The sequence below is a fragment of the Salicibibacter halophilus genome, from assembly GCF_006740705.1.
GTDB lineage: Bacteria > Bacillota > Bacilli > Bacillales > Marinococcaceae > Salicibibacter > Salicibibacter halophilus.
On the sequence record NZ_CP035485.1, the window covers coordinates 1,867,780 to 1,891,563 of the forward strand.

The following is a 23,784-nucleotide window of genomic DNA, read 5'->3' on the forward strand; positions in this document are numbered from 1 at the left end:
GCTCTCTCTTAAATAATACCTTCTTTTTTGAGCACCTGTAAACTTTCTTCATCCATTCCGAATTCTCCTGCCAATACTTCTTCCGTATTTTCCCCCAGAACCGGAGGTGCTTGATCGATAGGCAAGGTTTCTTCGTTTGCTCGAATAGGGTTTCGTACGAATTTCACTTCCCCCAATGTTTCGTGTTCTCCTTTCTTCACCATTTCCCGGTGTTGAACTTGGGGATGTTCGAATACCTGCTCAATGTTATTTACGGCACCACATGGAACCCCGTGTTCGCTTAGCAGATCCTCCCATTCTGCCGCTGTTTTTTGTGCAAACACTTCTTCAAGCAGAGCACGGAGTTCGTCCCGATGTTCGATGCGGTCACGATTCGTTTGAAAGCGGTTGTCGTCCACCCATTCCGGATGCCCCATTACATTTGCCACCGCCGCGAACATCCGGTCATTGCCGGCAGCGATCATGATCGGATCATCCGCGCACTGGAATGTTTCATACGGCGTAATATTTCCGTGGGCGTTGCCCATTCGCTGAGTGATGTGATTTTTCAAAAGATAACTGCTGGCAATGTTCGCAAGCGAACTGACTTGCACATCTAAAAGAGAGAGGTCAACATGTTGCGCTTCTTGTTCCTGGTCACGAACCCTTAATGCACCCAACAGGCTGATCGCCACGTAATGGGACGTCATAATATCAGCGACGGGAATCCCTACCCGTGTAGGGTCTCCGTCTTTTTGCCCCGTAACATCCATTAATCCACTGACCGCCTGAATGACGGGATCATACCCCGGATGTTTATGCATAGGACCGGTTTGACCGTAGCCGGTAATGGAACAAAGAATGATGTCCGGCTTAATCGTTTTCAACCGTTCGTAACCAAGCCCAAGACGATCCAGCGTTCCGCTTTTAAAATTCTCAACGACAATATCAGCGGTTTTGACGAGCTTTTCAAAAATTTCCCTTCCTCTTTCTGTTTTTAAATGTAGCGTCATCGAGCGCTTATTCCGATTGGCAGCCATGTAGTAAGTGCTTTCTTCACCGACAAACGGATACCAATGACGAATGTCATCACTTCCGCCAGGCTGCTCCACTCGCAAAACATCCGCGCCCATATCGGCAAGAAGCATCGTTCCCAGCGGACCGGCAAGCACACGCGAAAGATCCAGTACTTTTACCCCTTTTAATGCGTTTTCCATTTTGATTTCCCCTTTCTCCATATAGAAAAAAGCGCCGAGCTTCATCGCGAATTGCGGCGCTTTCTTCATCATTGTCTCCCTGTTTGCAGGATTATTTCTACTCTTCAAATGGCCACGCGGGCAGCATTTCCCTCAACGGCTTATCTTCTGTTTCCCCAAGGGCATAACGGGCCTGCATCACGGTATGAATCTCTCGTGTTCCTTCATAGATCACCGGCGCTTTAGAATTCCGCAAGTAACGCTCGACCGGATACTCATTGGAATACCCATACGCCCCGTGGACTTGCACCGCGTCATTAGCTGCTTCATTGGCAAAATTGCAGGCTTGCCATTTTGCAAGTGATGTTTCCCGTGTGTTGCGGACCCCTTTATTTTTTAGCTCACCGGCTTTAAATACGAGCAACCGGCTCATTTGCAGGCCTGCTTCCATTTTCGCAATCATTTGCTGGACAAGCTGGTGTTTGCCGATTTCTTTTCCAAACGTCTTTCTTTCGTGGCAATACGCGACTGATGCCTCCAGGCTCGCCATGATCAATCCGCTTGCGCCTGCAGCTACCGTGAAGCGGCCGTTATCCAAGGCGGACATGGCAATCTTGAAGCCTTCGCCTTCTTCTCCAAGTAAGTTTTCTTTCGGGACTTTCACGTCATCAAAGAAAATTTCTCCAGTATTCCCGGCACGAATGCCCAGCTTTCCTTTGATCGCTTTCGAACTAAATCCTTGCCACTCCCGTTCCACGATAAAGGCGGAAATGCTGCTATGTTTCCCTTCTTTTTCCCCGGTATAAGCAAAGACGAGGAAATAATCGGCAACATCACATAACGAAATCCATGTTTTGGAGCCGTTCAGGATATAATAATCGCCTTCTTTCGTGGCGGTACTGTTCATCGCAGCCACATCCGAGCCAGCATTCGGTTCCGTCAAGCCGAATGCACCGACTTTTTCCCCGGAAGCAAGAGGTTGTAAATATTTTTGTTTTTGCTCTTCCGAGCCCCATTGCAGAATCGTCATACTATTCAAACCGGTGTGGACCGAAGCTGCCGTCCGAAAGGTTGTGTCTCCCCGCTCCAGCTCTTCGCAAACGATGGCAAGCGTATTATAATCCATGCCGCTTCCGCCGTATTTTTCCGGAATACAAATACCCATTAGGCCCAGCTCTGCCATTTTATCCAAAATGCTATGTTCAAAATGCCCTTGTGCATCCCATTCAGCTATATTCGGCATAATTTCGGCATCGACAAATTGGCGAACTGTCTTTTGTACCATTTGTTGCTCTTCCGTTAATGCAAAATCCATAACACATGCCCCTCTCCCTTAATAATCATGCAGAACGTTAGAATAACTTTGTTTTCAACCAAACATTGCGGCAAAGGCAAAGTTGTACTTATGCAGGTAAGAAAGTTGGTCTATATTTTTCTTACCTGCTAAAAAAAGCCAGTCTACTCCCTGTGAAGTAAACTGGCTTTTAACCTTAGAACCCATCCGGGCGTTGGATGAGATAAGATCTTAACAGTTCTTGATAAAAAGTCTATCATTGCAAGCGATTTCCGTCAACATGAACATTTAAAGAGCTTTTTGCGCTGTAGCATCTTTTGAGGTTAGGGATAAAAAAATAGAGCGGATGTTCCCCCGCAAAGTGAATGCTCTTAGCTCAAATTGAGCGAGACATACACAAAATTCCGATATGGATGTGTTTATCCCCTCCCAAAAGACATACGTCTCCTGTTGTCCACAAGGGGGATTTTTAAAAATCATGTTGTCTACATGTTTGCGGCCTAGGAAACAAGGCTCCGCATTTTTTCGGGTTGGCCTTCTTTCACTCGCCCCAAGGCTATCGCAAGCATGATGCCAAGGGCAAGCCCTGTTTTGTTCCCCATCTTTTTCAACCCGCGTGTCGTATGCTGTTCGAAACCGAAAGACACATCCAGACGGCTGTTCACGCGTTCCACAGAGGTTCGTTTTGCGTAGGCGTCCACCCAAGCATAACTCGTGCGGTCAATAGGGGTGAAGACACGACGATCTTCGTCGAGAGGGATGCGTAATCCCTTGGCGACCGGGCAATCGGCGGCCCCTTCACAGGTGATGCCGTATTGCTTGGCCGGGCAACGCTTTTTCAATGTTTCTCGATCCTTTTCAAACCCTCCATTGGTCATTTCTCGTCGGATTCCGGTGGTCGGACAATAGCAATAAACGGTGCCTTTAAAATCATGCGTCACATTTTCCTTATCCATCAGTTGGCGGGTTTCTTCCCCGTCTTTCCACATGTTCCGGATGTCAATGACCGGTTTGATCGTGTGGTCATCGAACAGTCGCTCCATAAGTTTTGTGTCGTCATAGCCACGATCACCGGCAAGGGTGTCTGCCTGCTCCAAGATCCAAGGACGTTCTTTTTCGAGCTCATCGACTAGATCATGACCGGCGTTAATATCCGGCTCCGACGCTTTCGTCACCGAATAAGCCACAGGGAGTTCATACACGGCATCAACGATCAGATGAATGTTGTACCCAAACCATTTCACGACCTTATTCCAAATCGCCCCATCTTCCTTTCGCCCCTTATACGCTTTTTTTCCAAAATCGGCATCGGTATCTCGACGGCCGTCTGGTTCGTCGTTTTTGGCATATCGGTTCGCAAACGATGATACCCCTTTCCCATCGATGGCCAGGGATCTCCCGAAATCCGGGACCAACTCATAGAGTTGTTCAACCAGCGTGTCAAAGATATGCTCGATCGCTTCTTCATGCTTTAAAAGCTTTTTCATAAACCGAGAATATGTGGATGCTGGCGGCACTTTCCCATCCTTGAGGCCGCACAAGTTTCGCAGTTGACCATTGCGGCTCAACTCCCGCCGTAGGGATTCCATCGATCCGTGTTCAAACACTACACCGGCAAGTATCGTGTTCCAAACGGCCCGAACAGGATAATCATCCCGCCCTTTGAAGCGCTTCTCTTCCAGCGTTTCCATGAGTGTCTCATCGGGCAAATAATCCAATACTAATCGTAAACGTTCTAAATCACCAAGATCTTCAATATCCGTCCACGAAAATAAATTCATTTGTGGTATAATAGCCATGCAGGTGAAACCTCCTCAGTGTTTGGTTGTTTTTGTCTATAACCATTTTAACGCACTGATGGCGCGGTTTTCACCTGTTTTTTGTATTTTGGGGTCGATATTTCCAAATCGGTAATTACAAGCTCCGCTAAGCCCCGTGAATCCGTTGGGTTTTGGGGGAAAATCTCTTTTTGCGTCCTATTCATCCCTTTCATGGCAAGTGTTTTGGGACAGCGCAATTAGCTCTTAAACAAACGTTTGATGAACAAATCATCCATTCCTCATGTACGTACCCGTACAAACAGTAACCGCCGGCCCTTTCATCCATACGTGATTGTCTTTCGACGACCACCTGATCGTCAAATCACCACCGGGCAAATGGACAACAATCGGTTCATCTCTTTTTAGTTTTCCATTTAATACAGCTGCCACAACTGCGGCGCAAGCACCGGTTCCGCACGCTTGCGTCACGCCGCTCCCGCGCTCCCAAACGGCAAAATCAATTTCCGACGGATTTTCGATGGAAATAAATTCAACATTTGTACCTTCCGGAAAAATATCTGCCTTCTCTACGAGAGGACCTACGGTTTCAAGCGGGGCATCTTCAAGTGTGTCCACAAAGAAGACAGCATGAGGATTTCCCATGGAGAGCGCGGTGAAGGTGTGATCAGCCCCATCGATATGTTCCGTCGCATCGATGACGTTCTCCTCGAGTGCGCCGTCCTTGCCGCGCATCGGCACGTCCTTTCGTTTAAGTCGGGGGGCTCCCATGTCGACCGTAACTTCAGAGACATCGCCATTTTCACTGGGATGAACGACAGATTCAACGATCCCTCCAAGCGTTTCTATGGAAAACTTATCGTCTTCGATGTATCGATGATCATAAACATATTTGGAAACACAACGCAAACCATTCCCGCAACTTTTTGCCTCCGAACCATCGCTGTTAAACACTCGCATTTTCACGTCCGCAACGTTCGAAGGAAGAATAAGAATCAAGCCGTCCGAACCGATACCGGTATACGGGTTCGCAACTTCGGACGCCAGATTAGGTAAACGCTCCTCATTCGGGATGCTTTCTTTAAAACCATCCACATAAATATAGCTATTACCAAGCCCATGCATTTTCGTAAACTTCACCGTCGGTCCATCCTCACTTTCGCAACCGTTCCGTAGCCCAAAAATAATCGTTATCTGCTTCGGCGATTGTTATTTTATATTGGCAACAAGGCATGATGATATCGGTCTTCACCCCATCAAAAGCATCTTCTAATTGTTTTTTCTTCATATAGGTGAGCACATTTTCAGCGTCGCAATTCGGACATTCCTCAAAATAAATATCATCTTGAATCCGTTCATAAGGCCACGTATTTTCGAAAGGAAGTAACTTCATCGTGATTCCCTCCTTTCTGACAGTATAGCGAAATCATCACTGACGTCAATTATTTCGTGTCTTATTTCCCGGGAAATAGTAGAATTTTGTATAAAATACTCGCAAAATTTATTCGTTGAGTTCTTTTCCCCATGCTTTCCATGTCCATTCTCGAAGGAAATCAGCTGATTAGCCAACTGTTTTCTTTTTTATATTCAAACGTTTCCCTGCATATTCACGAAACCATAATTGGGCGACCAAGACAAAAAAGCACGTATGTACGGTGGCTCCCACTCTACACACGTGCTTTTATTCTATATCATACCTTCTTCTTCAAGAAAAGCATAAATATTGGCGAGCAGATCATCACTATCTGCGCCGGTGATCACTTCACCGTCCACAAGTGCGTAATCATTTTCAGCACAAGTCGTGCAAAATCCGAGGCATCCGTATTCGACCACTTCCAGACCCGGATCTTTTTCCAATGCTTCCAGCACAGGATGGGTTCCGCTAGCCAAGTTACTGATACAGAACTCGACAATGGGAAACATTTCTCTCACCTTTCCTGTTCATTCCTGTTCAAATTCCCATCAACTTGTTAGACATATTCCATTGTCATGGTAGCTTCTTTCCGTGTCAGCGTCAATAGAACGGCCTTGCAACCTTCATTTAGCACCTCATCGACCACAGTGTACTGAAGCCAAAAAAGGTAGCATCGTCAGAATGCTATCTCCCAAAGAGGAAGAATAAGGATTTAGCGAAAGCCCTCCATCTGAAACGTTTATTAGCACCCCGGATCCGTGTTTCCTCTCTCTCAGAGGTGCGTTGGAATCTTCATCACACCCCGGATCCATGTTTCCTCCCTCTTAGAGGTGCGTTGGAGCCTTCATCACACCCCGGATTCACATTTTCTCCCTCTCAGAGGTGCGTTGGAGCCCTCATCACACCCCGGATTCACATTTTCTCCCTCTCAGAGGTGCGTTGGAGCCCTCATCTGGAGTTATGTCAATAATACGAGCACAGAAAATTGGTGCCTTTTTAGTCCTCAAGTTTCAAGTTGCTATTTCTGAATCCGCCGCCTTTGACAGCTGCTTCGGTTCGTGGTGTGCATCTGATGGCGGCTGGGAGAAAAAAGCTCATGGGCGCATCAGCCGCATCCGTCAGTGTACCACGAACCGATCGATGCTCCCGATTCGGCGGAGGGGCCCCATCCCCAACCGGTGAATCGGGGCATCGGGCACAGCTGTCAAAGGTAAACTTCACGGCTCCCAGCATAACGATCATATTTGCTATCAGCGTTTTTTCGTTACACCGTCATGTCGCCTCTTTGAGCTTGTCTATACTGCCGGTCGAATTGGTTAGGCGACATATAGCCAATGGTGGAATGGGTACGTTCTTCGTTGTAAAAGCAGGCAATGTACTCCCAAACGCTCATCTTAGCCTCCTCCCGTGTATCGTAGGTTTCATGGGCCAGCAGATCTTTTTCAATGGTAGCGTGAAAAGACTCGATGCACGCATTGTCATAACAATCGCCTTTCCGGCTCATACTTGTGAGCATGCCGTGTTCCTGGAGAATAGCCTGATAGGCATGGGAGGCATATTGGCTCCCCCGGTCTGAGTGGTGGATGAGTCCCTCTTGCGGAGGTTGAAGGCGCATCGCCCGATGTAAGGCAGTTATGGCCAGTTCTTTCGTGAGACGGTGACTGATATTCCAGCCAATGATCTTACGAGAAAATAAGTCCATCACCGATGCCAGGTAAAGCCAGCCTTCCCGGGTCCAGATATAGGTGATATCCGCCACCCAAGCCTCGTTGGGATGATCTGTATGAAAATCCCGTTGAAGCAGGTTGGGATACACCGGGTGATCATGATTGGAATCGGTTGTCTTTTTCCCTTTCTTCATGGCGGTCTTTGGGCGAAGATCATATTCTCGCATATAATTCGACACCGTTTTCTGAGTGACTGTAAAGCCGTGTTTATGCAGTTCCCTCGTTATCCGCGGACTCCCAAACGTTTTCCGGAATTGGATAAAGATTTGCTCGATGGCCTCAACGATGGTTTCTTTTCGCTGTTTTTGCGGGCATTGCGGGCGGTTGCGCCATTCGTAATAGCCGCCTCTGGAAACACCTAAAACCTCGCACATCTTCGCCACACGAAACTCTTGTCGGTGTTCCTCGATGAAGTGGTAGATCACTCCTGGTTTTTGGCGAAGAAGGCCGCTGCCTTTTTTAGAATCGCCACTTCTTCTTCCAATTCCTCAATTCTTTTCACGTCCCGTTGATGTTGCTCTTCCGCTGGCGTGAGATAACCGCTTCCGAAAAGGGAGTCCCCCTTATCCTCACGATAATTTCTCACCCAATTTTCCAGCGTGCTAGCGGAGATTCCATGCTCTCTCGCGACATCTGCTCTTTTTTTACCCTCATGAACGATAAGTTTCACCGCATACCGTTTAAATTCTATATCATGATGTTGCAAAATAGGCACACTCCTTTAGATCCATTTTAACAATGCACCAATTTTGTGTGTCCAACTTTTATTCTACTTCCACATCACACCCCGGATCCATGTTTCCTCCCTCTCAGAGGTGCGTTGGAGCCCTCATCACACCCCGGATTCGTGTTTCCTCCCTCTCAGAGGTGCGTTGGAGCGTAAAAGCGAGTTTTTGCTAATGTGAATTATTTCACCAAAATAAGTTCCGCTTTCGCCTAATAATATTTAAAATTTTACCCGTGCACCTCTCTTTTTTTCTCAAAACATTCACTTCTTTCCTCATGCCCACGCGATTGTTGTTTTCTGTCCTCTTAATCGTTATAATTTAAAGAGTGTGTGCATGAACGTCTCACAACAATAACTATGCTTTTGGGTATATTTTGTAATACTGAGCGTACTCGTGCATTTTTACCAAAAGGAGTCCATAAGCATGCGAAAACTTGTAATAGTGGGCGGCGGTTACGGCGGGATGAAGGTCATGCAGCAATTAAACACCAAGGACTTGCCTTCCGACTATGAGATCATTCTTGTAGATAAACTGCCCTATCATTGTCTCAAAACCGAATATTATGCATTGGCTGCAGGCACGGAATCGGATCATGAAATCCGTGTGCCTTTTCCAAAACATGTTCGCCATCACTTCGGAAACGTGCAAAATATCGACCTTTCGGAGAAAAAAATCACGTTGGCCACAGATCAAAAGAATGACACCTTGGAGTATGATAAACTCGTGATCGGACTCGGAGCGACTGACAAGTACCACGGGGTTCCGGGAGCGAAAGAACATACATTTAGCATTCAAAGCATGGAAAATACCCGGCGTACATATGAAGCCATCAGCAACCTCCCCCCTCATTCCAGTGTTTCCGTTGTTGGCGCGGGGTTGTCGGGGGTGGAACTGGCAGCAGAGTTACGGGAAAGCCGGCATGACCTTAACATCCGGCTTTTCGACCGCGGCGAAACCATTTTACCGATGTTCCCAAGACGGCTGAGTTCATATGTAACCTCCTGGTTTCAAAAACATGATGTGGAAATCGTTAGCAATTCCAACATTACTCGTGTTTCTGCCGATGCACTTTACAATCATGATGAACGAATCAAAGCCGATGCAGTGATCTGGACTGCAGGTGTACAACCCTCTAACGTCACTCGTGATTTGGACGTTGAAATGGACGAAAAAAAACGCATTATCCTCACTAAGCATCATCACATTCCGGGATTTCCCGATGCTTTTGTCGTCGGAGACGGCGCCAGCCTCCCCCACGCCCCAAGCGCACAACTTGCGGAAAAACAGGGCGAGCAAATTGTTGACATCCTAAAGTTACAATGGAAAGGGGAAAAACTTCCGGACACCATGCCTGAATTAAAATTAAAAGGCACGCTTGGCTCCCTTGGAAAGAAAAAAGGATTCGGCACGATGATGGGAGAAAAAGCAGCCGTCACCGGCCGTGTCGCCCGCCTCCTAAAAAGCGGTGTTTTATGGATGTACAAGTACCATTCCGGAGTGTAATCAAACAGCTCACCTATCAGTGGTGAGCTGTTTTATTGGGCTAAATCATCCATTTTGGAGTAAATATCTTTCAGTTTCGGATTCCCTTCGGCAACAACGTCTCCGTTAATCGTAACGAGTGGGTACATTCGGTCATCTTCAATCATATGGCGGACAAATGCCTCATGCCCTGATTTCGGCTGCTCAATATCGATATAGTCAAACGACAGCCGTTGACTTTCATATTTCCTGTTAAGCAATGCTTCCAACCATTCTTTGGTTTCCCATGCCGATGGCAAATTCACACAGCTCGCGCATTTTTTCTCCGCTCCGTATACAGTGATGGTGATTGACATATCAGCGCCCCCTTCCCTATACTTATTGTACAATGATATGGTATAAAGTGAAACTAAGGCAGAGACTTCATTTTCGGTTTACGATCTCTGACCTCCGGGTATCACCGGGATTAAAACACTTTCCCCATAAAGATAAGTCCCAATCATAGATTTTTAACGTCCTGGGTATTATAATGGATGTTAAGAAAGGAGTGTTTGCAATGACAGAGGCTGTAGACATCACCGGACAAGTACAGGAAGTACTCGAAAAACTTCGCCCATTTCTTCTTCGGGACGGCGGCGACGTTGAACTGGCCGAAGTGGAAGATGGCATTGTAAAACTACGTTTAATGGGCGCGTGTGGCACTTGCCCATCCTCAACGATTACATTAAAAGCCGGAATTGAGCGGGCACTCACAGAAGAGGTGCCGGGCGTCACGGAAATCGAACAGGTTTTTTAGACCTTACTTGAAAAAGCTCCGACAAGAAGATGTCGGAGCTTTTTCAATGTTTAGGACGACTCCGTATTCAAAACGAAGCAACTGATTTTTCGGAAGCTTTATAAACTTCAGCGCCGATGATTGCCGGCTTGGCTGCTTCAACATGATACTGGGGATAATCCGCCTGTATCGCGGCTGCAATTTCCTCTCCGCGGTTCGATGGTGCCAAACATAACACCGTTGGCCCCGCGCCGCTTAAAGCAGCCCCGTAGACACCATACTTTTTGACTTCTTGCAGGGCTTCTAAAAGACCGGGAATTAACGATCCCCGGTATGGATGGTGGTAGCGGTCATCTCCCATCATTTCACCGACGAGGGGCCAGTTTCCGGTTAATAAGGCGGCCACCAGCACATTTCCACATGCGCCTGCCTGCACCGCGTCCCGGTACTCCAGTGCTTCCGGCAATACTTGTCTTGCTTCCGATGTTAACAATTCATCACCAGGGACCATTAAAACAAGATCCACATCCGGAGTCGACTGAGTTACGATCCGCGTTTTGCCATCAGTGTGCATACCAATGGTCAAAGCCCCGTATAGACAAGCCCCCACATTGTCCGGATGCCCTTCCAAAATGCTTGCAAAACGTAATTTTTCTTCTTTGGCCAAGTCCATTTCCAACAGTCGATCGGCAAGTTCAATTGCTGCGATGATGGCAGCAGCACTGCTTCCGAGCCCGCGTGCCAATGGGATCTCCGATGTCATATGCACGTGGCAAGGAGGAAGCGCTTTTTTTCTCGTTGCAGCCATAGCGCGCGCCACTTGATAGACCATGTTCCCTTTCCCTTCGGGAATTCCTTCAAGCTGAGGAGAAGAAGTCGTAAACCTCCAGCTGTCCGCGTCATAAACCTCTAACGTCAGGTAGCGATCGACCGCCAAGCCAATCGAATCAAAACCCGGTCCAAGGTTCGCGGAACTTGCCGGCACATGGATTGTCATTTTCTTTTCACCCACGGGACCCCACCCCCTCTTTCCGGTGCAAATGGGAAAGGAAAGTTTCGGTTTCGTTCGGGATTCGAATCGGCTCAATATCATTCGTATCAAGTGCAGCTGCCGGATCCTTAAGACCATTGCCCGTAAGCACACAAGCAACCGTGCTTCCCTTTTTAATCTCTCCGTTTGCAATTTTCTTCTTCAAGCCTGCGAGCGAAGCACAGGAGGCAGGTTCCGCGAATACACCTTCCGCTTTGGCAAGGCCGCGATACGCGGCAACGATTTCCTCGTCCTTTACGGCATCAAATCCACCACCCACTTGCTTCACGGTTTCCAGTGCGGCCCACCAACTGGCGGGGTTGCCAATCCGTATCGCGGTCGCCAGCGTTTCCGGCTCCCGGACCACTTGATTTTGGACAATGGCAGCTGCCCCTTCTGCTTCAAAACCGAACAACTGAGGCTGGCCGGTGCCGCGGGCGACGTCATATTCCTTGAAACCCTTCCCGTAAGAAGTGATATTTCCCGCATTCCCAACCGGGATACAAAGCACATCCGGCGCTGTCCCGAGTGCGTCGCAGATTTCAAATGCACTTGTTTTTTGCCCTTCTACCCGGTAAGGGTTTACGGAATTGACGAGCGTAACATCTTCTTTTTCACTTACATCGCGAACCATATCCAGTGCCTGGTCAAAATTGCCTTCGATTTCAAATACTTCCGCTCCATACATGCTAGCCTGGGCCAACTTTCCGAGCGCGACCTTCCCTGCCGGAATGACGACGATCGTACGTAAACCGGCACGGCTGCCGTAAGCCGCTGCCGCCGCAGAAGTATTTCCCGTAGAGGCGCAAATGATCGCTTTGCTCCCCGCTTCTTTCGCTTTCGCTACTGCCATCACCATGCCGCGGTCTTTAAAAGAACCGGTTGGATTTACACCTTCGGTCTTGACATATAAATTTACTCCCCATTCTTCCGACAATGTCGGAAGATGGATCAGAGGCGTATCTCCCTCGTGCAAGGTAAGCATTGGCGTCGCCGACGTCACCGGCAAATAGTTTTTATACGAGTGCAAGATCCCTTTGTTCGGGGACATCGGCTTCTCCTCCCTCTACGCGATAACGGCTTTTGATGGTCTCAACAACATCCAGATTCTCTAAATCTTTGGCGATCTGTTCAAAGTTCGTACGGCTCGTTTCGTGGGTGACCATGACAACTTCCGCCAACTCTTCAGAATCCATAGGCATCTGAATGAGCTTTTCAAAGCTTACTTTGTTCGATGTGAAAACAGAAGTAAGTGATTTAAACGCTCCGGCTACATCGTGCACATGAAGACGAATGAAATATTTTGCGCGAATGTCTTCTTCTTTCTTCAAAACGGTGTCCTCTTTGTTTGCGGCGTTCATCGGTGCGGCAGCTGTTCCCAAACGGATTTGACGGATCACACTCACCACATCGGAGACCACCGCTGTAGCGGTTGGGAGCGAACCTGCACCCGGGCCGTAGAACATCGTTTCCCCGACCGCTTCCCCATAAACATAAACGGCGTTGTATTCATCGTTGACAGAAGCAAGCGGATGATCTTCTGGGATAAACACAGGCTCCACAGACACTTCGATCCCTTCGTCGCTTCTGGAAGCGAGACCGATCAGTTTTAGCGTATAGCCCAATTGTTGACCGAAATCGATATCTTCTGCCGTCACCTCGGTCATCCCTTTAAGGTAAACTTCATCCAATTGCACGGAAGCCGAGAATCCAAGCCGAGCTAAAATAACCATTTTGCGGGCAGCGTCCAATCCTTCCAAGTCGGCGGTAGGATCACTTTCGGCAAACCCTAGATCCTTTGCCTGTTGCAACGCTTCATCATAGCTAAGCTCTTCTTTCGTCATCTTCGTAAGCATATAATTGGTCGTGCCGTTTACAATACCGATCATTTTTGTAATTCGGTCGGATGCCAACCCTTCGGTAAGCGTCCGTAAAATCGGGATGCCTCCGGCAACACTGGCTTCGTAGAGAAGTTCCGCGTCATTCTCTTCGGCAAGGGTTAAGAGTTCATCCCCATGCAAAGCAATCAAGTCTTTATTCGCACTCACAACATGCTTTCCACTCTTTAACGCTTTTTCAATGTATTGTTTTGCTTCATCAATCCCGCCCATCACTTCAATAACGAGATCGATGTTCGGATCATCCAACACATCCTCTGCGTTCGTTGTCATCATTTCTTTCTCAACATTCCCGCCGCGTTGTTTTTCCAAATCACGAACGAGCACCTTTCGAATGGTCACATCCTCGGCACCCGTTTTTGCTATCAATTCATTTTTATGATGTTCCAAAATATGAATAATGCCGTTTCCGACCGTTCCCAGACCCAATATCCCGATTTCTATAGCTTTTTTCATTTTATCTACCCCTTTACGTACACCACTGCTGCTGTTTTGTTCATCCGAGAAAAACAAATGTCTTTTTCCTACGGACATTATAGTCTTTCTTTGCTGAAATAACAAGGGGAAATTACCTTATTGTAGCGTTTTCTCATAATATTTCATGGAACGAGTCCCAATTTGGTCATTGCACAAACGAACGATCCCTCATAAACCAATGACCTTCCGCTGACCTCGGGAGTGTATCGCGCAAACACTGCGATACCCGCTGCATATACCGTTCTTCCCTTTCCAGTAACTGTTCAAATTGCACTTCATCCGTTTTTGTTCGGTCTTCATTTGTTCCTTCATTCAAATAGTGTTCTTCCATCAGTTCCACATATGTTAAGGGGAATATAAGCCTCGCCCCAACGAGAGCCCACATTTGGGGCTGAAAGGTTTGCCCGCGCGCATACGCTTCCAGAAATTCTGTTTCGAAAGCCAAGTCATCTTGTTCATAGCAATAACGGAGACACTCTCCTACATCTCGCGCAGGGTGGTCATACACAAACGACAGAGGAAGTTTCACCTGCGTGCGGTTTTCATCTGCAGCCATCCATGCCCCCGGCTTGAAACGCGTATGATTCACCGTGCCGTGAAAAGGAGGCAGTGTATGCTCCTTCCCCTCCTCCACAAGCCATTGCATTGCTGTCTCCGCTCTTCCGAGGTAATAAGGAAACGTGTATAGAAATTGTTGGTCAAAGGCCGTTTTTTGCAATCGTTGATCAATGGTGTGATGAAAAGCCTCCAACTGTTCCATTCTCGTCTCCCAAAAGGAAAGCCATCGCCCATATAAGTGGAGATCATTCACCTCTGGGACCCAGCCATCACCGAATTCATGCATCATTGCCAGCGCCTCCCCCTCGGACAAACCTGATCGATCCTCTTCCTCGGGAAGTTGAAAAAGAAGCTGTTGAACCCCGTCGACACGGGTCACCATATTACCGGCCGTGTCGGTCACCAGTTCCGCGATTTGAGGCACCCCTCTCCCTTTCAACCGCTCTGCCCATTCCAATTGTACCCACAAGTGATCATGCCGACGCAGCGAAGGCATAAGAACGTAGAATCGACTGCCTGATCGAAAACCTTCGTATTGACCAAATTGATACTTTTCGTCACAATATAATCCATATTGGTCGTAAATATTTTTTTCAAACATCCCAGGCACCCCCATCTTCCTATCAGTGTATGGCAGAGGGAATCGATTTAGTCATGGCTTCAACACACTAAGAAATATTGAATAGACTGCAGGAGAAAGAAAGGAGCGAACAACATGATATCAAAAGAAGTAGCCGTTCATACGCTAGAGGAGAGAGGCGTTACCGTTAACGATATCGCTGAACTCGTCTATGAATTGCAATCCCCTTATATCGATGACTTAACGAAAGAAACATGCGCCGCCAACATTATGGCCGTACTCGGTAAGCGCGAGGTACAAAACGCTTTATTAACCGGAGTAGAACTTGACCGATTTGCCGAAGAAAAAAAATTAAGTTCACCGCTTCAAGAAATTATCGCCGCGGATGAAGGATTATACGGCATCGATGAAATCGTTGCTTTGGCTATCGTAAACGTATATGGATCGATTGGGCTTACAAATTTCGGTTATGTAGATAAAATTAAACCGGGCATCATTGCCAAACTTAACGACCATGAACAAACAAATTGCCACACGTTTCTCGATGATATCGTAGGCGCGATCGCTGCCGCTGCATCCAGCCGCCTTGCCCACTCCAGCAAAGGCGTTGAAGGATAGTATAGTCTTCACCCTTGAGATGATTTGGCGTTTCACTGATCGAGCAACAAGGCGTCCAACTTCGGGGAGGAGAACGTGGGTTGTTGTCCTTTTTCCACAAGGGCTTCAGTCGGTGTCACACCAGTGCCAACATGTAACGTAGGAACGCCGGAGCGAAGGCCAGCGACAATATCCGTATCATAATTGTCACCGATGAGCAGTGTTTCTTCTTTTGCGGTTTTTAGCATGGATAACGATTGATCCACGATCCACTGCTCCGGTTTTCCGACAAACGTCGGTGTGGAGCCGCTTGCTTTCGCAACAGCGGCCACAATTGCTCCATTCCCCGGCATATACCCATCTTCCGTCGGGATGGCTTTGTCTGCATTAGTGGCGAGCAGCTTCGCGCCATTCAAAAGGGCAGTCTGGGCTTTCGCCAGTTTCTCATATGTAAAGAATCGATCCACCCCAATGATTACCACATCGGGGTTTTGATCCGTGAAATGCACCCCGGTCTCTTCCAACGCGTGGACAAGTCCCCGCGACCCAATCACATAAGCGCGTATAGGGAAATGCCAATGTTCTCGCGCGTATGCAGCCATGGCCAAACTGCTCGTATAAATGTGCCCGGGAGTTGCAGGGACATTCATTCGCTTAAGCTTTTCAGCGATTTCTGTTGGCGTCCGAGAGGAATTGTTCGTCAAAAATACATAAGGAATGTGCCGATCAGCCAGGGCATGCACAAAAGTGGCGCTTTCCTTTATCACTTCTTTCCCTTTATAAATCGTTCCGTCCAAATCCATTATAAATCCGCGATACGATGACAACATATGTCTCTCACCCTTCATCCGGCAAAAATGCCGATACCGGTCCAAGCTCTTCCTCCAAATAAACCCGTACCGCTTTCGGAAAATGTTCCATTTCTCGTTCATGTTCACGCATTGTGGCTGCCAGCTCCCCGTGTTTTACATTCAGGTAATCGTTCACAAGCGGTTTTCGCCAAGCGAGGAGCCGTTGTAAAGCGTTGGCCGTCTCTTCCCCGATCACCTTTTCATCCTCCAGAATATCTATAATGTCGCTGTACCCACCGGGGTCCCGCATAATAAAACCATCAATCATTTGATTTCCCACATCAATCATCGCTTCCAGCCAACAATGGGTAATGCGTTCCAGCGCCAATGTTTCCAAAGGATTAGCCCATTCGTTTTGGCCGCGAAACGTCTTCAACAATTCTTCCATATATTGAAGTCTTTTTTCAAGCAACTTTCGATCGACGAAATACATACCCTACTCACCTCTTGCAATTATTATACGCTAGCGCGACATGCCAGAAATCCTTTCGGGCTAACTTCATACATTCATGAATATATCTAATGGGCGTTTCTCGAATTTTCAACCCATTTAGGGAGGTGCGGCAATCGCGATGTAACCCCTCAAGTGGATAAGGCTTTGCTCTGAGAGGAAGAAGTAATCTCAAGTAACCTCGTACCCGAGTATGGCTTCGGACATTTTTTTGCCAACAGGTACGGCCGACTCGCCCATCCTACCCTAGTCTAACACAATGTCGAACCGTGAAAAGAAAACGTTTCGAAGCAGCCATCAATAGTGTTAGGATTAAAGATGATCAAAATGAAGGAGATTAGATATGGAACGAGAATTAGCGTTGGAATTGGTTCGCGTCACCGAGACGGCCGCCTTGGCGAGTGCCCAATGGCTTGGGCGCGGCAAGAAAAATGAAGCGGATGATGCCGCTACAACCGCGATGCAATCGATGTTTCAATCGATCCAGTGCGATGGAACGGTTGTGATCGGAGAAGGAGAAATGGATGAAGCACCCATGCTTTATATTGGGGAAAAAGTAGGAAACGGGCACGGTCCGGAAGTGGACATTGCTGTTGACCCGCTGGAAGGGACGAGCATTGTGGCCAAGGGGCATCCGAACGCAATGGCAGTCATCGCCATCGGGGATAAGGGAACACTCTTGCACGCGCCGGACATGTATATGGAGAAACTTGTCGTAGGCCCCGAAGCTGCCGGACATGTACGCTTGGACGACCCCATCGAAACATCAATTGAAACAGTCGCAAAAATGATGAACAAACGGGTGCGGGATGTAACCGTTATGATCCAAGAACGCCCTCGTCACGAATCTCTAATCGAACGTATCCGCAAGAAGGGTGCGCGAGTACAGCTTTTCGGGGACGGTGACGTAAGTGCATGCCTGGCAACCGCTACCACCGGCACGGGAGTCGATCTGTTCGTCGGAACAGGAGGAGCTGCCGAAGGCGTAATATCAGCCGCAGCCGTGAAGGCGCTCGCGGGCGACATGCAAGCGCGCCTTGCTCCCCGAAACCAAGCGGAAACAGAGCGATGCAAAAAAATGGGCATCGAGGATCCGAACGCACCTCTGCAACTAAACGAGCTTGTCCAGGGAGACGATGCCATCTTCGCGGCCACCGGCGTATCTACAGGGGAACTGCTCAACGGCGTTCGTTTGCTCGGTGATGACATTGCCGAAACAGACTCCATCGTCATGCGGGCAAAGACACGCACTGTCCGCTCTGTAAACGCCCGTCATCATTTGCAACATAAGCCATCGTTTCTTCCAAGAATTGAGCCCGCCGGCGATGAATAATTCAGTTGCTCCCCGATCATAGTAGTAAAAACCTGATCGCTAGGGAGGGGCAAAGAATGCCGAAAAATTATCGTGATTTTGAATCAGTGGAATCACAAGAAAATGAGTTAACAGCAGAGGAGTTAACGGAAGGCCCTTATGGAGCACCATTCGAGGGGGTCCTCGGCAAATCTTCTCCATGGAAACCTGAGCAGCATATGGTCAGTGCGTTCACGTATGAAAACCGTGAGTTACACGCAGGAGGCGGCCGCCTTTTTCCAAATACCCAAACCCACAACCCACATTCAAGCGAAGACGAAGATAACGATGTTCACCGCGAATGAAAGGCTCCATTGCCTCCCCAACATATGGCGGGGGCGATGGAGCCTGAAAAAGAATGAAAAGTTGAACATCTCGGCGAGGTCTAGATCGATCCTGTGCGGTGAGCGATCCCTTCGAGCACCCCCGCTTAAGCCATTTTTTGAGGTTGTCTGGCTATTTTTCCCCGGTTTAGATAAAAGAAAGCCGTCGGCAAACCGCCAAAACGGATAAACCGTTTTGCCGTTCGTTTCAATTCTTTATTTTCCTGCACTTTTTTATCCGAAAGGTACAAGGCGAGCAATCCTTTGTTGATCATTTGATGAAATTTTGCGTCCGGCAATGACCGAACACTGCTTTCTGCATTCTCTTTCATATACCGAAAACGTTCCACCATTTGTTCTTCACTCTCATAGTAAAACACAAAATTCAAGTCCCCTTCTTCCCAATCCTCTACTTGATCAATGAAATAATCAAGCATGATATGGAGACCTTGAACCCACGGAAAATAGGCGTCCTTCACTTCTTCCACTTCTTCCGCGATCATTTTTCGTTTGGACGCATAAGCGGCAAGGCAAAAAATCCCGAGCGTGGATCCTGCACAAGCGGAAAATTCATACCATTCCATAGGCGGAAGGTCCTGCTTGTGTGTTGCAAACCAGTTTTCCAACTTTTCTTCCCGCTTCGTTTCATCAATATGTTTGTATACTTGCAGGTCGCAATAAACGGCGGATAATTGTCGCATGGCATCCTGCACATCCATAAAGCCGGGCAATTTTTTCAATACATCCTGGCACGTAATGACCAACGATGCCAAATAGCCGCCATCATCCTGATCATCACGAAATTCATAATAGTTATCCGGCGTTTCTCCAGGCGTCAAGGCATGGTACATGGAACGATGAAGCGAGCGGAAATCCCGTTCTTCCAACGACGTACTTCGATCACAAAGGTTATCCAAATAATCGCTGATCGTTTGATAAGCGATGATAAAACGAATGACATCGCGGCGGCGGTTCTCAACGCCCAACAATCCAAAGATCGTTCCACCCTCACAGTGAAAAGTTTTCTCCTCAATGCTTGCCAGCGCTTGTTCCCGTAATTCCGGATTCGGAATTGCATTGGCCTTTTCTTTCCATTCATTTAGAAACTCATGCGCAGCAGGAAGTGTCTCCTGCCTGATTTTATATAGCAATGTCCACGGTTTTGTCGGCACTTTCAACATAAACACCCCTTCTACGCACTAAGTCTAATCATCTTCTGCATAAAGCATACCTAACAACAAATAAATGGGCAAGGGCTTCCACGGATACCTCCCTCTTTCCATCGTATTAGTTTCCGCAATTAAAAAATAAACCCATCGAGGAAAATTTCCCAAATGGGTCTTACGTAACATTTTTCAAGATAAAATACGGACAGTCAAAATTACAGTATTCGTACAGATAGTCATAGATGGTACTGGCTTTGGTATCTACGTTTGCCTTTTTGTGGTTATCATGGAAAAAACCTCGGAGGCGCAATTGTTGATGGCCCCAGTCGCCGACGATGTAATCATATTTGTTGAGAATTTCGCTGTACCGCTTTAAAAACGCCTCTTCATCCCAACCCGATTTCGCTTCTTCGACGAGCTCAAACCGTTGCTGATGGGTTTGAACCATCGACATCTCCTCGCTCACACAGATGCCTCGCTACCTTGGTATTTCGCGGCTTCTTGCCAAACCTGGGCTTTATTGACTTGCTCATCGGCGTGGTAAGAAGAGCGAACTAAAGGCCCTGCCTCACAATGACGGAACCCTTTCTGCATAGCAATTTCCTTAAATCGGGCAAATTCCTCGGGGGTATAGTATTTTTTCACATCCAAATGTTTCTTCGTCGGCTGCAGATACTGCCCGATTGTCATAATATCTACATCTTGGGCACGCAAATCATCCATCACTTCTTCGATTTCTTCGGGCGTTTCCCCAAGGCCGATCATGAGGCTTGATTTCGTCGGGATATCGGGATGCAGCTCTTTGGAATAGCGGAGAAACTCCAAGGAGCGGTCATAGGTTGCGCGTGCACGGACCTTCTTCGTTAAACGCCTAACCGTTTCAATATTGTGGTTCAATATATTCGGACGCGCTTCCATGAGCGTTTTTAAATTGTCATGTAAACCCATCATATCCGAAGGCAATACTTCGATCGTTGTAAGCGGATTGCGGCGACGGACAGCTCGAATCGTTTCTGCGTAAACCTGTGAACCCCCGTCTTTGAGGTCATCGCGCGCAACCGCCGTAATAACCACGTGTTTTAACCCCATTTGTTCCACAGACTCGGCAAGTCGTTCCGGTTCGCCCCAATCAAGTTCATTGGGAAGACCCGTTTTCACCGCACAAAAACGGCAGCCGCGCGTGCATACATCCCCGAGAATCATAAATGTGGCTGTTTTTCTTACGGCCCAGCATTCATGAATATTTGGACAACGCGCTTCTTCACAGACTGTATGTAATTTCTTTTCGCGCATCATCTTCTTAAGGCCTGTATAGGATTCATTGGTATTTAACTTTATTTTTAGCCAATCCGGCTTGCGAATATGTTCTTGTTTTTTCCCCACTTGATCACATCCTTTGTGTTTACTTTAACATACCGCCGGCATGGTTCCAAATTTGACAGATGGTGAATTTTCCCTGCAAAAGACAAGATTGGCGCTTATAATTCTGCAAAATTGTTGCAAAGTAAAAGAAAGTCGCTGATCTAAGGAAACGGCTGCTAACGACACCTTTTACACAAATCGAAAATGAGAGGAGAAGTAAACATGAACAATAAAACGCTCCCCCTCCTTTTACTCGTTATCAGCTTTTCGCTAATGTTTTCACCGGAGATGAATGCCGCTGAAGATGAGGATGCCATTGACACTGACCATGAGCGAATGATTCTGTATAAGGAAATGGATGGAATCACCCATGTTCCTTGGTATTGGCTTGCTGCCATCGACGCACATGAACGTGGGTTGAATGTAGCCCGAAACGATCGGGACGAACAAGAAGGACTCATTGATATCTACTATTCCCCGCGTGAATGGGTAGGGGCCTTGAATCCGGACCTTGAAGATAATGACGCGGCACGTATCAGCATGTTTGGCGGTGTCGGCCTTGATGGAGATGACGACGGTGAAGCGAATCGCCAAAAAGATCGAGATGTCCTATACACAATGGCCCGGCAAATTTCTACTTATGGCTATGATGATGAAAATATTCGTATCGCGCTATGGGAGCATTATCAACGCGATCAAGCCGTGCGTATTATTAGCGGCCATGCTAACTTGTTTAAGGAATATGGGACGATTGCTTTGGAGGAGACGGCTTTTCCCGTTCCCCTTGAATACAATTACACGTACCATAGCACTTGGGGCGATACGCGTGGATGGGGAGGCAGGAGAATTCATGAAGGCACGGATATTTTCGCCGGCCATAGCACCCCCGTGCGGGCAACGAAGTACGGGGTCGTTGAATTAAAAGGTTGGAACACCTACGGTGGATGGCGGATCGGCATCCGCGATCCGGAAAATGTGTATCATTATTATGCCCACCTCAGCAGCTTTGCAGATGGGATTGAAGAAGGAAGCATTGTTGAGCCCGGCATGGAAATCGGAAAGGTCGGAAGCTCCGGCTATGGAAAGCCAGGCACGGAGGGTAAATTTCCGCCCCATTTACACTATGGCCTTTATCGGGACAACGGATATTCAGAATGGTCGTTTGACCCCTATCCTTCGTTAAATTCATGGGAAACGAAAGAACGGCAGCAGGGTTAGGGGTTCTTTAAAATTGGACTAGAGGGCCATGGCAACCGAAGGAAGGGTAATTCGATTTCACCTCATATATTCCCACAAAAAACATCCGCCATGACGTTGTATCATCCCGGCGGATGTTTTTCTTTAAAACAGATGGTGCGCCCTACACTTCGATCCCGAAAAGGTTCGCGAGTAAAATAATGATAATCATAATCGGTGCTACAAATCGAAGCAAGAAGAGCCATATCTTTGCAAAAGCCTGATATTTAAAGTCTGCTTCTTCAAGCGCTGCTTTACTTTTCCATCCCCAACCGACAAAAAGGACGACAATTAAACCGCCAATCGGAAGGAAATAGCTGTCTGTAAGGACATCCACAAAATCAAGGAACGGCAGACCCGCGATCAGGAAGTCACCGAGCGGACCGCCTTGGCTTAAAGCGGACGGTATACCCACTAATGTGATCAATGCCCCAACGATAAGAGCCGCTTTTTTCCTGGTCAAATTCACTTGTCGCATCGCAAAGGAGATACTTACTTCGGCCAGTGAAATGGCGGACGTAAGCCCGGCGATAAAGACAAGGAAGAAGAAAAAGATAGCAAAGAACGTTCCGCCTGCAGCCATTTGATTAAACACTTCCGGCAGCACGACGAAGATCAATGTCGGTCCTTGATCCGCTTCGGCGCCAATGGTAAACACAGCTGTAAAAATTGCTACCGCGACCAAAATGGCAAATAGAGTGTCCAGAATCACGATGCTCGTTGCAGTACCCGGCAAACGATTGCCTGTTTGTTTTGAAAGATAGCCGCCATAGGTCACCATAATCCCCATACCCAGGGATAGTGTAAAGAACGCTTGCCCGATAGCCGCCAGATAAAGGGCAGGATCCCCCAATGCGCTCCAGTCAGGAACGAACAAAAATGACATGCCTTCTCCGGCGCCATCCAATGTTAACCCGTACCCTGCTAAAACCAAGAGAATAACGGCAAGTAAGGGCATAAAAATTTTACTGCTCAGCTCAATCCCTTTTTGAACCCCAAAATACAAAATACCAATCATAATACCCATGACAATGAATTGCCAAATGACGGGGAGGAATGCATCTCCGACGAATCCGCCGAAATATTCTTCAACGCCCCCCGGCTCCACTTGTTGGAGACTTCCGGTCAAATAACTGAACATATAGTACAAAACCCAACCGGTAATAACGGCATAAAACGACACAATTAAAAACGACGTAATAACTCCGAGCCAACCACCGATGACCCACGGTTTCGCGGGAGCCGTTTTGGAAAATGATCCAACAGCATCAAGTTGACCCTTTTTCCCAATGGAAAACTCTGCAATCATGGTCGGTAAACCAATGATAAAAATACAGATGAGGTAAACGATCAAAAAAGAAGCGCCTCCATACTCACCGGCAATGTAGGGAAAACGCCATATGTTCCCCAGGCCTACTGCCGAACCGACAGCAGCCAGCATAAAACCCAAACGTGTCGCCCATTGTTCTCTCCCTTGCATTACATGACCCCCTCAAACAAGAATATTTATAAAATTATAATTAAAATATGT

The 23,784-nt window shown here is 47.6% G+C and carries 23 protein-coding genes and 1 pseudogene; 6 read left to right on the plus strand and 18 right to left on the minus strand.

What is annotated here, in order from left to right; translation table 11 throughout:
- Window positions 1–8: 8 nt before the first annotated feature.
- The 7 genes and pseudogenes from EPH95_RS09035 to EPH95_RS09065 form a co-directional block, all read right to left on the minus strand.
- Window positions 9–1,268 (minus strand): CaiB/BaiF CoA transferase family protein, encoded by a 1,260-nt coding sequence (locus tag EPH95_RS09035; RefSeq protein ID WP_227004110.1) that lies wholly within the window; start codon window positions 1,266–1,268, stop codon window positions 9–11.
- A gap of 25 nt (window positions 1,269–1,293) precedes the next feature.
- Complete coding sequence (locus EPH95_RS09040) at window positions 1,294–2,490, minus strand: acyl-CoA dehydrogenase family protein (RefSeq protein WP_142089272.1); 1,197 nt, start codon at window positions 2,488–2,490, stop codon at window positions 1,294–1,296.
- 479 nt (window positions 2,491–2,969) lie between these two features.
- On the minus strand, window positions 2,970–4,268 hold the full coding sequence (locus tag EPH95_RS09045; RefSeq protein WP_142089249.1) for a transposase: 1,299 nt from the start codon (window positions 4,266–4,268) through the stop codon (window positions 2,970–2,972).
- A 249-nt stretch (window positions 4,269–4,517) separates the two neighbouring features.
- The gene (gene dapF / locus EPH95_RS09050) at window positions 4,518–5,372 is read right to left on the minus strand and encodes a diaminopimelate epimerase (RefSeq protein WP_142091559.1); all 855 of its coding nucleotides are present in this window, start codon (window positions 5,370–5,372) and stop codon (window positions 4,518–4,520) included.
- Window positions 5,373–5,400: 28 nt separating this feature from the next.
- Complete coding sequence (locus EPH95_RS09055) at window positions 5,401–5,640, minus strand: hypothetical protein (RefSeq protein WP_142089274.1); 240 nt, start codon at window positions 5,638–5,640, stop codon at window positions 5,401–5,403.
- 293 nt (window positions 5,641–5,933) lie between these two features.
- A complete protein-coding gene (locus EPH95_RS09060; RefSeq protein ID WP_142089276.1) occupies window positions 5,934–6,170 on the minus strand; it encodes a YuzB family protein in 237 nt (78 codons plus the stop codon).
- A gap of 755 nt (window positions 6,171–6,925) precedes the next feature.
- Window positions 6,926–8,097: pseudogene (locus EPH95_RS09065) on the minus strand (IS3 family transposase).
- Window positions 8,098–8,539: 442 nt separating this feature from the next.
- Between EPH95_RS09065 and EPH95_RS09075 the strand changes: the two are divergent.
- Window positions 8,540–9,619, plus strand: a complete 1,080-nt coding sequence (locus tag EPH95_RS09075) for an NAD(P)/FAD-dependent oxidoreductase (protein WP_142089279.1) — start codon at window positions 8,540–8,542, stop codon at window positions 9,617–9,619.
- Window positions 9,620–9,651: 32 nt separating this feature from the next.
- On the opposite strand, the gene EPH95_RS09080 is transcribed toward EPH95_RS09075, so the two are convergent.
- On the minus strand, window positions 9,652–9,954 hold the full coding sequence (locus tag EPH95_RS09080) for a YuzD family protein (RefSeq protein WP_142089281.1): 303 nt from the start codon (window positions 9,952–9,954) through the stop codon (window positions 9,652–9,654).
- A 173-nt stretch (window positions 9,955–10,127) separates the two neighbouring features.
- Here EPH95_RS09080 and EPH95_RS09085 point away from each other — a divergent pair, with 173 nt between their 5' ends.
- Window positions 10,128–10,394, plus strand: coding sequence for a NifU family protein (locus tag EPH95_RS09085; protein ID WP_227003860.1), 267 nt, complete (start codon window positions 10,128–10,130; stop codon window positions 10,392–10,394).
- A 67-nt stretch (window positions 10,395–10,461) separates the two neighbouring features.
- On the opposite strand, the gene thrB is transcribed toward EPH95_RS09085, so the two are convergent.
- The 4 genes from thrB to yutH form a co-directional block, all read right to left on the minus strand.
- A complete protein-coding gene (thrB, locus tag EPH95_RS09090; RefSeq protein WP_227003861.1) occupies window positions 10,462–11,385 on the minus strand; it encodes a homoserine kinase in 924 nt (307 codons plus the stop codon).
- Window positions 11,378–12,454: a threonine synthase gene (gene thrC, locus EPH95_RS09095; RefSeq protein ID WP_142089286.1), complete on the minus strand. Its 1,077-nt coding sequence runs from the start codon at window positions 12,452–12,454 to the stop codon at window positions 11,378–11,380. Before thrC ends, thrB begins: the two co-directional genes overlap by 8 nt.
- On the minus strand, window positions 12,420–13,757 hold the full coding sequence (locus EPH95_RS09100; RefSeq protein ID WP_142091561.1) for a homoserine dehydrogenase: 1,338 nt from the start codon (window positions 13,755–13,757) through the stop codon (window positions 12,420–12,422). Before EPH95_RS09100 ends, thrC begins: the two co-directional genes overlap by 35 nt.
- A 166-nt stretch (window positions 13,758–13,923) precedes the next feature.
- Window positions 13,924–14,937, minus strand: a complete 1,014-nt coding sequence (yutH, locus tag EPH95_RS09105) for a spore coat putative kinase YutH (RefSeq protein WP_160141700.1) — start codon at window positions 14,935–14,937, stop codon at window positions 13,924–13,926.
- Window positions 14,938–15,051: 114 nt separating this feature from the next.
- Here yutH and EPH95_RS09110 point away from each other — a divergent pair, with 114 nt between their 5' ends.
- Entirely contained in the window at window positions 15,052–15,534 is a 483-nt protein-coding gene (locus EPH95_RS09110; protein WP_142089290.1) for a phosphatidylglycerophosphatase A family protein, read from the plus strand.
- A 32-nt stretch (window positions 15,535–15,566) separates the two neighbouring features.
- On the opposite strand, the gene EPH95_RS09115 is transcribed toward EPH95_RS09110, so the two are convergent.
- Both EPH95_RS09115 and EPH95_RS09120 read right to left on the minus strand, forming a co-directional pair.
- A complete protein-coding gene (locus EPH95_RS09115; RefSeq protein ID WP_227003862.1) occupies window positions 15,567–16,343 on the minus strand; it encodes a TIGR01457 family HAD-type hydrolase in 777 nt (258 codons plus the stop codon).
- A gap of 7 nt (window positions 16,344–16,350) precedes the next feature.
- Entirely contained in the window at window positions 16,351–16,797 is a 447-nt protein-coding gene (locus EPH95_RS09120) for a DUF86 domain-containing protein (RefSeq protein WP_142089292.1), read from the minus strand.
- Between the two features lie 361 nt (window positions 16,798–17,158).
- Here EPH95_RS09120 and glpX point away from each other — a divergent pair, with 361 nt between their 5' ends.
- Together glpX and EPH95_RS09130 are read left to right on the plus strand one after the other, a co-directional pair.
- Entirely contained in the window at window positions 17,159–18,148 is a 990-nt protein-coding gene (glpX, locus tag EPH95_RS09125; protein ID WP_142089294.1) for a class II fructose-bisphosphatase, read from the plus strand.
- A 56-nt stretch (window positions 18,149–18,204) separates the two neighbouring features.
- On the plus strand, window positions 18,205–18,471 hold the full coding sequence (locus EPH95_RS09130; protein ID WP_193556971.1) for a hypothetical protein: 267 nt from the start codon (window positions 18,205–18,207) through the stop codon (window positions 18,469–18,471).
- A gap of 125 nt (window positions 18,472–18,596) precedes the next feature.
- Here EPH95_RS09130 and EPH95_RS09135 read toward each other — a convergent pair whose 3' ends face one another.
- From EPH95_RS09135 to lipA, 3 genes are all read right to left on the minus strand, one after another.
- Entirely contained in the window at window positions 18,597–19,667 is a 1,071-nt protein-coding gene (locus EPH95_RS09135) for a tetraprenyl-beta-curcumene synthase family protein (RefSeq protein WP_142091563.1), read from the minus strand.
- Window positions 19,668–19,830: 163 nt separating this feature from the next.
- Window positions 19,831–20,103 (minus strand): YutD family protein, encoded by a 273-nt coding sequence (locus EPH95_RS09140; RefSeq protein WP_142089296.1) that lies wholly within the window; start codon window positions 20,101–20,103, stop codon window positions 19,831–19,833.
- Between the two features lie 14 nt (window positions 20,104–20,117).
- Window positions 20,118–21,038 carry a lipoyl synthase gene (lipA, locus tag EPH95_RS09145; protein ID WP_142089299.1) on the minus strand — a complete coding sequence of 307 codons (921 nt, stop codon included), beginning with the start codon at window positions 21,036–21,038 and terminating at the stop codon, window positions 20,118–20,120.
- 201 nt (window positions 21,039–21,239) lie between these two features.
- Here lipA and EPH95_RS09150 point away from each other — a divergent pair, with 201 nt between their 5' ends.
- Window positions 21,240–22,235: a M23 family metallopeptidase gene (locus EPH95_RS09150; protein ID WP_142089302.1), complete on the plus strand. Its 996-nt coding sequence runs from the start codon at window positions 21,240–21,242 to the stop codon at window positions 22,233–22,235.
- A 142-nt stretch (window positions 22,236–22,377) separates the two neighbouring features.
- On the opposite strand, the gene EPH95_RS09155 is transcribed toward EPH95_RS09150, so the two are convergent.
- Window positions 22,378–23,733, minus strand: a complete 1,356-nt coding sequence (locus EPH95_RS09155; protein WP_142089304.1) for a sodium-dependent transporter — start codon at window positions 23,731–23,733, stop codon at window positions 22,378–22,380.
- Window positions 23,734–23,784: the final 51 nt, after the last annotated feature.